The sequence below is a fragment of the Streptosporangiales bacterium genome, assembly GCA_009379955.1.
GTDB lineage: Bacteria > Actinomycetota > Actinomycetes > Streptosporangiales > WHST01 > WHST01.
Genome location: WHST01000195.1, coordinates 1 through 7,307, shown reverse-complemented (window position 1 = coordinate 7,307; position 7,307 = coordinate 1). Strand labels below are relative to the sequence as shown.

The window sequence follows — 7,307 nt, the reverse complement described above, 5'->3', positions numbered from 1 at the left end:
TGGCACACCAACCGACACACCGGCAACCACGCCCACCGCAAAGCCCGACTCACCCACCAACTCACCACCCTCGGCTACACCGTCACCCTCACCCAGGCAGCCACCTGACAGCCATTTTCGAATGAACGTGATCAACGGGGAGCGGGCCGGGTGCGCGACGGGGTGGACGGGCGGTCAGTTGGAGGAGCCGGCGCCGCTGGTGACGCGGTAGGCGTCGTAGACGCCCTGCACCTGACGGACGTTCGTGAGCAGGTGCCCGAGGTGCTTCGGGTCGGCCATCTCGAACGTGAACTTGCTGATCGCCACCCGGTCGCGCGTCGTCGACACCGATGCGGACAGGATGTTGATGTGCTGGTCGGACAGCAGTTTGGTGATGTCGGACAGCAACCGGGTGCGGTCGAGCGCCTCGACCTGGATGGCGACGAGGAAGACCGAGTGCTGGCCCGGAGCCCACTCGACGGGGACGAGTCGCTCGGTCTGGTTCGACAGGTTCTCGATGTTGGTGCAGTCGGTGCGGTGGACCGAGACGCCGCTGCCCCGCGTGACGAACCCGATGATCTCGTCGCCGGGGACCGGGGTGCAGCACTTCGCCAGCTTGGCCCAGATGTCGCTCTCGCCCTTGACGACCACGCCGGGGTCGCCGCTGCTCACCCGGCGCGCGGGCCGGGTCGGCACGGCTGTCTCGACGATGTCGTCGGTGGCGCCGTCGACGCCGCCGACCGACTGGACGAGCCGCTGCACGATGGTCTGCGCGGACACGTGGCTCTCGCCGATCGCCGCGTAGAGCGCCGAGCTGTCGGGGAAGCGCATCTCCTGCATGATCCCGAGGAGGGTGTCGCCGGACAGGATGCGCTGGAGCGGCAGCCCCTGCTTCCTGATCACCCGGGCGAGCGATGCCTTGCCCCGGTCGATCGCCTCCTCGCGCCGCTCCTTGGAGAACCACTGCCTGATCTTGTTGCGTGCCCGCGCGCTCTTGACGAACGTGAGCCAGTCGCGGCTCGGCCCGGCGTTCTGCGCCTTCGACGTGAAGACCTCGACGACGTCGCCGTTGTCGAGCGTGCTGTCGAGCGGCACGAGCTGACCGTTGACCCGCGCGCCGATACATCGGTGCCCGACCTCGGTGTGCACCGCGTAGGCGAAGTCGACAGGAGTCGCGCCCTGCGGGAACGACTGGACGTCGCCCTTGGGGGTGAAGACGTAGACCTCGTTGGCGTTGATCTCGAAGCGCAGCGTGTCGAGGAACTCGCCCGGGTCGCTGGTCTCCTTCTGCCAGTCGACGAGCTGGCGGATCCAGCCGATCTCGGGGTCGGCGGAGCCGCCCGTGCCGTTGACGGCCTTGTCGGGCTGCTCCTTGTACTTCCAGTGCGCCGCGATGCCGTACTCGGCGCGGCGGTGCATCGCCCAGGTGCGGATCTGCAGCTCGACGGGCTTGCCCTCGGGACCGATCACCGTGGTGTGCAGTGACTGGTACATGTTGAACTTCGGCATCGCGATGAAGTCCTTGAACCGCCCCGGCACGGGGTTCCACCGCGCGTGGATCGCGCCGAGCACCGCGTAGCAGTCGCGGACCGTCTCGACGAGGACCCGCGTGCCGACGAGGTCGTAGATGTCGGCGAAGTCGCGTCCCCGCACGATCATCTTCTGGTAGATCGAGTAGTAGTGCTTCGGCCGCCCGGTGACGGTGGCCCGGATCTTCGCCCCGCGCAGGTCGTCCTGCACCTGGTCGACCACCTTGGTGAGGTAGTCGTCGCGGCGCGGTGCGCGCTCGCCCACGAGCCGGACGATCTCGTCGTACCGCTTCGGGTACAGCGTGGCGAACGAGAGGTCCTCGAGCTCCCACTTGATCGTGTTCATGCCCAGCCGGTGCGCGAGCGGGGCGTAGATCTCCAGCGTCTGCTTGGCCGTGCGGTGCTGCTTGTGCAGCGGGACGTAGCCGAGGGTGCGCATGTTGTGCAGCCGGTCCGCGAGCTTGATGATCAGCACGCGCGGGTCGCGGGCCATCGCGATGATCATCTTGCGCAGCGTCTCGGCCTCGGCCGCGGCCTGGCCGTACTTCACCTTGTCGAGCTTGGTGACGCCGTCGACGAGGCCGGAGACCTCCTCGCCGAACTCCTTGTTGAGCTGGTGGAGCGTGTACTCGGTGTCTTCGACCGTGTCGTGCAGGAGAGCCGCCACCAACGTCGGTGTGGTCATGCCGAGCTCGGCGAGGATCGTCGTGACCGCGAGCGGGTGGGTGATGTACGGGTCGCCGCTCTTGCGGCGCTGCAGGCGGTGGTGGTACGCCGCGGTCTCGTACGCCCGCTCGATCGTGCGGGTGTCGGCGCCTCGGTGGCTGGCCCTGACGATGCGCAGCAGCGGCTCGAGGACGGGGTTGCTGCCCGCGCCGCTGCCCCGCTGGACGGCCAGCCGCGCCAGCCTCCGCAGGGTGGACCGCTGGTGGACCGGCGCCTCGGGGTGCGCGGGCTCGGGCTCGGTGACCCGGGCGGCGCCGTTGGTCTCCGGGAGCGGCAGCTCCTCGGTGCCGCCCGTGACGCCGCCGTCGACGGGCTCGGGCGCGGTCACGTCAGTGGCCTCGCCCTCCCTGCGCGTCGCCCTCCGGGCAGCGGACTCCGGTGCGCCTACCGCGCCCTGGGGTACGCCCTCATCTGTCACGCGACCCCCTTGTCCTCCGACGGCCTCATCCACGCACGAGCACGGCGCCCAGTCTACTGACCGGTCACCGAGATGCCGAAGAACCCGCCCAGGAGCCTGCTCAGACGGTCAGCAGAGCGTCCGCGCCCAGGTCGGCGACCCGCTCCCGGCCGCCCAGGAACGACAGCTCGAGCAGGAACGCCAGGCCGGCGAGCTCGCCGCCGAGGCGCCGCACCAGCTCGACGGTGGCGCACGCGGTGCCGCCGGTGGCGAGCACGTCATCGATCACCAGCACCCGTTCGCCGGGCGCGATCGCATCGCGATGTATCTCGATCGTGGCGGAGCCGTACTCGAGGTCGTAGGACTCGGTCAGGGTCTCCCCCGGCAGCTTGCCCTCCTTGCGCACCGGGACGAACCCCGCTCCGCACCGGTAGGCGACCGGTGCGGCGAGGATGAACCCGCGCGCCTCGATCCCCACCACCTTGTCGACCGGCCCGCCGCCGTGGCGCTCGACGAGGGCGTCGACCACGGTCGAGAACGCGGTGTGGTCGGCGAGCAGCGGCGTGATGTCCTTGAACAGCACGCCCGGCTTCGGGTAGTCGGGCACGTCACGGACGTACGCGGCCACCACCTCGGCGACGTTCATCGGTCCGTCCATGGTGTCCATATCAGGTCCAGTGCTTCCACGCGCCCGCTTCCTCGCTCGCCTCCGGCAGGTGTCGCGAGAACCCCCTGCCCGGTCCGGCAACGCGTCGCGACCCCTACCTGCGGCTCACTCGTCAGCTCCTGCGCTTCCGGCCCTTCGACTTGCGCTTGTTGCTGCTCGCGCGCCTGGGCTGCGGTCGCTGCGAGCCGCGCCGCGCGACGTTCTGCTCGCCGCGCGGGGAACCCGACGGCGTCGTGACGGTGACCGTGCCGTTGCCCGACGACGCCGCCGCGGTCGTGTCGTCGTCCAACTCCTCGTCGGGCTCGTCGGCGTCGGACGTGCTCGCCGGCCCTGCCTTCGGCTTGGCCTTGGCTCCCGAGTCGGCCGTCGCCGCCGCCATCGCGCGGCGGGCCTTCTTGGTCGCGCCGTCGCCGCCCTGAGCGGACTCACGCGCCTCGACCCGGCGGCGCAGAGCGGCCATCTTCGGCTCGCGCTCCTTGAGGATGGCGAGGATCGGCGACGCGATGAAGATCGACGAGTACGTGCCCGCCGCCATGCCGGCGAAGAGGGCCAGCGAGAGGTCCTGCAGCGTGCCCGCGCCGAGCACGGTGGTCGAGACGACGAGGATCGCGACGACGGGCAGCAGAGCCACGACCGAGGTGTTGATCGACCGAGCGAGCGTCTGGTTGACCGCGAGGTTGGCCGCACGGCTGTACGTCGTGCGGTTGCCGCCGAGGATGCCGCTGGTGTTCTCGCGCACCTTGTCGAACACGACGACGGTGTCGTAGAGCGAGTACCCGAGGATGGTGAGGAAGCCGATGACCGTCGCCGGCGTCACCTCGAAGCCGACGAGCGAGTAGACACCTGCCGTGAGCAGCAGGTCGTGGAACAGCGCGATCATCGCGGCGAGCGCCATCTTCCAGTCGAACACCGCCCATAGGAATACGACGCACACACCGAGGAAGATGAGCAGGCCGAGTCCCGCCTTCTGCGAGACCTGCAGCCCCCACGTCGGCCCGATCTGCTCCTGGCTCACGTCGTCGGCCTGGATACCGACCTCCTCGGCGATGGCGTCCTGCACGTCGGTGACGGCCGCCGCGGGCAACGAGGCGGTCTGCACGCGCCAGCGGCCACCGCTGACGCTCTGCACGATCACCTCACTGTGCTCGGGATCCGACTCGGCCACCGTGGAGCGCACGACGCCCCTGATCTGCCCCTCGGTCGCGGCGGGCGCGGAGAACTGGAAGACCGAGCCGCCGCTGAACTCCACACCGAAGTTCAGCTGCCTGATGCCGAACGAGGCGAGGCTGATGACGATGAGGATCAGCGAGACGAAGAACCACAGCTTCCTGCGGCCGATGAAGTCGTAGCCGAGGTCGCCGCTGTGCAGGCGCTGGCTGAACCGACCGAGCCGTGACATCAGGCCTCCCTCGGCGTCGCACGCCGGGCCACGACCCGCGTGGACTCCTTGGCGCCGAGCCTGCGCGGGTCGAGGCCGGACATCGGATGACCTTCACCGAAGAACCTGGTGCGCACGAGCAACGTCATCAGCGGCTTGGTGAACAGGAACACCACGATGACGTCGACGAGGGTGGTGAGCCCGAGGGTGAACGCGAAACCGCGCACCTGGTCGACGGACACGATGTACAGGATCAGCGCCGCGAGGAACGTGACCGTGTCGGCGGTCAGGATCGTGCGTCTGGCCCGCACCCAGCTCCGCTCGGTCGCCTGCCGCAGCGACTTGCCCTCGCGCACCTCGTCGCGCAATCGCTCGAAGTACACGATGAACGAGTCGGCCGTGATGCCGATCGCCACGATGAGCCCGCCGATGCCGGCGAGCGAGAGTCGGTAGCCGATGAACTCGCTCATCAGCACGACGACACCGAACGTCAGGCCGCCCGATCCCAGCAGGCTGAGCACGGAGACCAGGCCGAGGCCGCGGTAGTACAGGAACACGTAGATCGCGACGACACCGAGGCCGATGAGCCCGGCGACCAGTCCGCCGTTGAGCAGCTCGCGACCCAGGGTCGGTGACACCGACTCGATCGAGCTCTGCTTGAACTGCAGCGGGAGCGCGCCGTAGCGCAGCACGTTGCTGAGGTCCTGGGCGCTCTCCTGGGTGAACGAGCCGCTGATCTCCGCGGTGCCACCGAGGATCGGCTCCTCGATGTTCGGCGCGGACATCACCAGGTGGTCGAGCTCGATCGCCACCCTGCGGCGGTCGCCCTGCTCCTTGTTGACCGCGGTCGTGAGCTGACCGAACTGGCTGGTGCCCTTGCCGTTGAAGTTGAGGACGACCTTCCACTTGCCGAAGTCCTGCGGGTCGGACACCGCCTCGGCCTTGGTGACCTCCGTGCCGAGCACCTTCGCCGGGCCGAGTATGTACTTCTCGGTGCCGTCACGACCACAGGCGACGACCTGCTCGTTCGCCTTCTCCAGGCGTCCGCCCGCGCGGTTGGCGGCCTTGGTGCAGTCGAGCTTCTGGAACTCCTCGAGCTTGGCCGGCTTGATCCCGCTCGTGTCAGGACCCTGCTCGGTCGGCATGCCGGTGGGCATGCCGGTCGGCAGGTTGGTCGGGAGGTCGGTCGGCAGCCCGGTCGGCGCCGCCCGGCGCTCCATGGCCTTGCCGACCGCACGGCCGGACGCGCTCTGCGACGGCGTCGCCGTCTCCCCCGGCGCGGTCGCCGTCTCCCCCGGCGTCGGGGTCGCCTCACCGGTCGGCTCCCCCGTCGAGGTGCCGCTCGGCGAGGACGTCGGCTCGGGGACGCCACCGGGACCGGAGATCATGACCTGCCGGAAGTACAGCTTCGCGGTCTGCCCGACCTGCTCGACGACCTTGCGCTGGCCCTGGCCGGGCACCTGCACGATGATCGAGTCGCCCTGCGCGCTCACCTGGGACTCGGCGATGCCGAGGCCGTTGACGCGCTGCCTGATGATGTCGACCGCCTGGTCGATCTGCCGCTCCGGCGGAGGTTTACCCGACTCGGTGACGGCGGTCAGCGTGACCGTCGTGCCACCCGCGAGGTCGAGGCCGAGCCGTGGCAGGTACTGCCCGTTGTTGAACTGGGCGTTCGCCACGATGCCGCCGAAGACCAGTGCCAGGAGCACCAGGAAGACGGCGAGCGCAGGTCCCGGCCGCGGCCGCTTGCTCGAAGGGGATGCCACTGTCGTCTCTCTCGAAGCGTGTCAGGTCGACGGCTGCCGGCGACGTCTCCGCCCGGCAGAGGTGAGGAGCTCGGCGATCGGCACGAACCTACGACGAGGAGCGGCGGTCGCCGTTCTTCGCCCCCGGCTCGCCCGACGTGTCGGCGTCGCCCGTTCCGTCGGTGTTCTTGTCCGTGTCGGACGACTCGTCGGCGCCGGTGTCGGCCGCCTCGAGCGACTCAGGCTTGTCGTCGGCGTCCTTGGTGCCGTCGGACGACTCGTCCAGGCTCTCGGGCTCATCCGCCGCCTCGACCGGCGTCGCGGGCTGCTCCTCGGGCACGACACGCATCACGGACTGGCGCATGTACTTGCAGGTGACGCCGGGAGCGACCTCGAGGAGGAGCGCGTCGTCACCCTCCATGGCCACGACCCTCGCGAACATCCCCGCGGTCGTCACGACCTCCGCACCAGGCTTCAGCGCCTGCTGCATGTTGGACATTTCCTTTTTTCGCTTCTGCTGCGGACGGATGAGCAGCAGGTAGAACACGGCGATGATCGCGACGATGAACAGAATTGGCTCGAGCTGGCCCACGAAGATCCTTTCGACCCCGACGGAGTCTCACCACGGAAAAGGCCACGATAGACCGCAGCCACCGGCGCAGTGTATGCGCGGTCCCTGACGGAGGGCAACGCACCCGCCCACACCGCCGAATCCGCCCCTCACCAGCACGGTCGCGGCTCGCCGCGTTGATCACGTTAACCTCGATTGTTCACGTGGGGTGGTGGTGTGGCCGTGGTGGGGTGTTGTGGGGTGTGGTTGAGGTGTTTGCGGGGTGGGGGGTAGGGCGGTGGCCCGGTTGTCGCCTGGGGTGGGCGCCGGTTCCAC

5 protein-coding genes are annotated in these 7,307 nt (G+C 69.2%); all 5 read right to left on the bottom strand.

All coding sequences use genetic code 11. From position 1 onward, the window contains the following. Window positions 1-174: 174 nt before the first annotated feature. The 5 genes from GEV10_31350 to yajC all read right to left on the bottom strand — a co-directional run bounded on the left by GEV10_31350 (window position 175) and on the right by yajC (window position 7,013). A complete protein-coding gene (locus tag GEV10_31350; protein MQA82900.1) occupies window positions 175-2,685 on the bottom strand; it encodes a RelA/SpoT family protein in 2,511 nt (836 codons plus the stop codon). 67 nt (window positions 2,686-2,752) lie between these two features. Further along, the gene (locus tag GEV10_31345; protein MQA82899.1) at window positions 2,753-3,277 is read right to left on the bottom strand and encodes an adenine phosphoribosyltransferase; all 525 of its coding nucleotides are present in this window, start codon (window positions 3,275-3,277) and stop codon (window positions 2,753-2,755) included. Window positions 3,278-3,410: 133 nt separating this feature from the next. Then, a complete protein-coding gene (secF, locus tag GEV10_31340; GenBank protein ID MQA82898.1) occupies window positions 3,411-4,697 on the bottom strand; it encodes a protein translocase subunit SecF in 1,287 nt (428 codons plus the stop codon). Beyond that, on the bottom strand, window positions 4,697-6,442 hold the full coding sequence (secD, locus tag GEV10_31335) for a protein translocase subunit SecD (protein MQA82897.1): 1,746 nt from the start codon (window positions 6,440-6,442) through the stop codon (window positions 4,697-4,699). Before secD ends, secF begins: the two co-directional genes overlap by 1 nt. 88 nt (window positions 6,443-6,530) lie before the next feature. Then, window positions 6,531-7,013, bottom strand: a complete 483-nt coding sequence (gene yajC, locus GEV10_31330; GenBank protein ID MQA82896.1) for a preprotein translocase subunit YajC — start codon at window positions 7,011-7,013, stop codon at window positions 6,531-6,533. Between the last annotated feature and the right edge of the window lie 294 nt (window positions 7,014-7,307).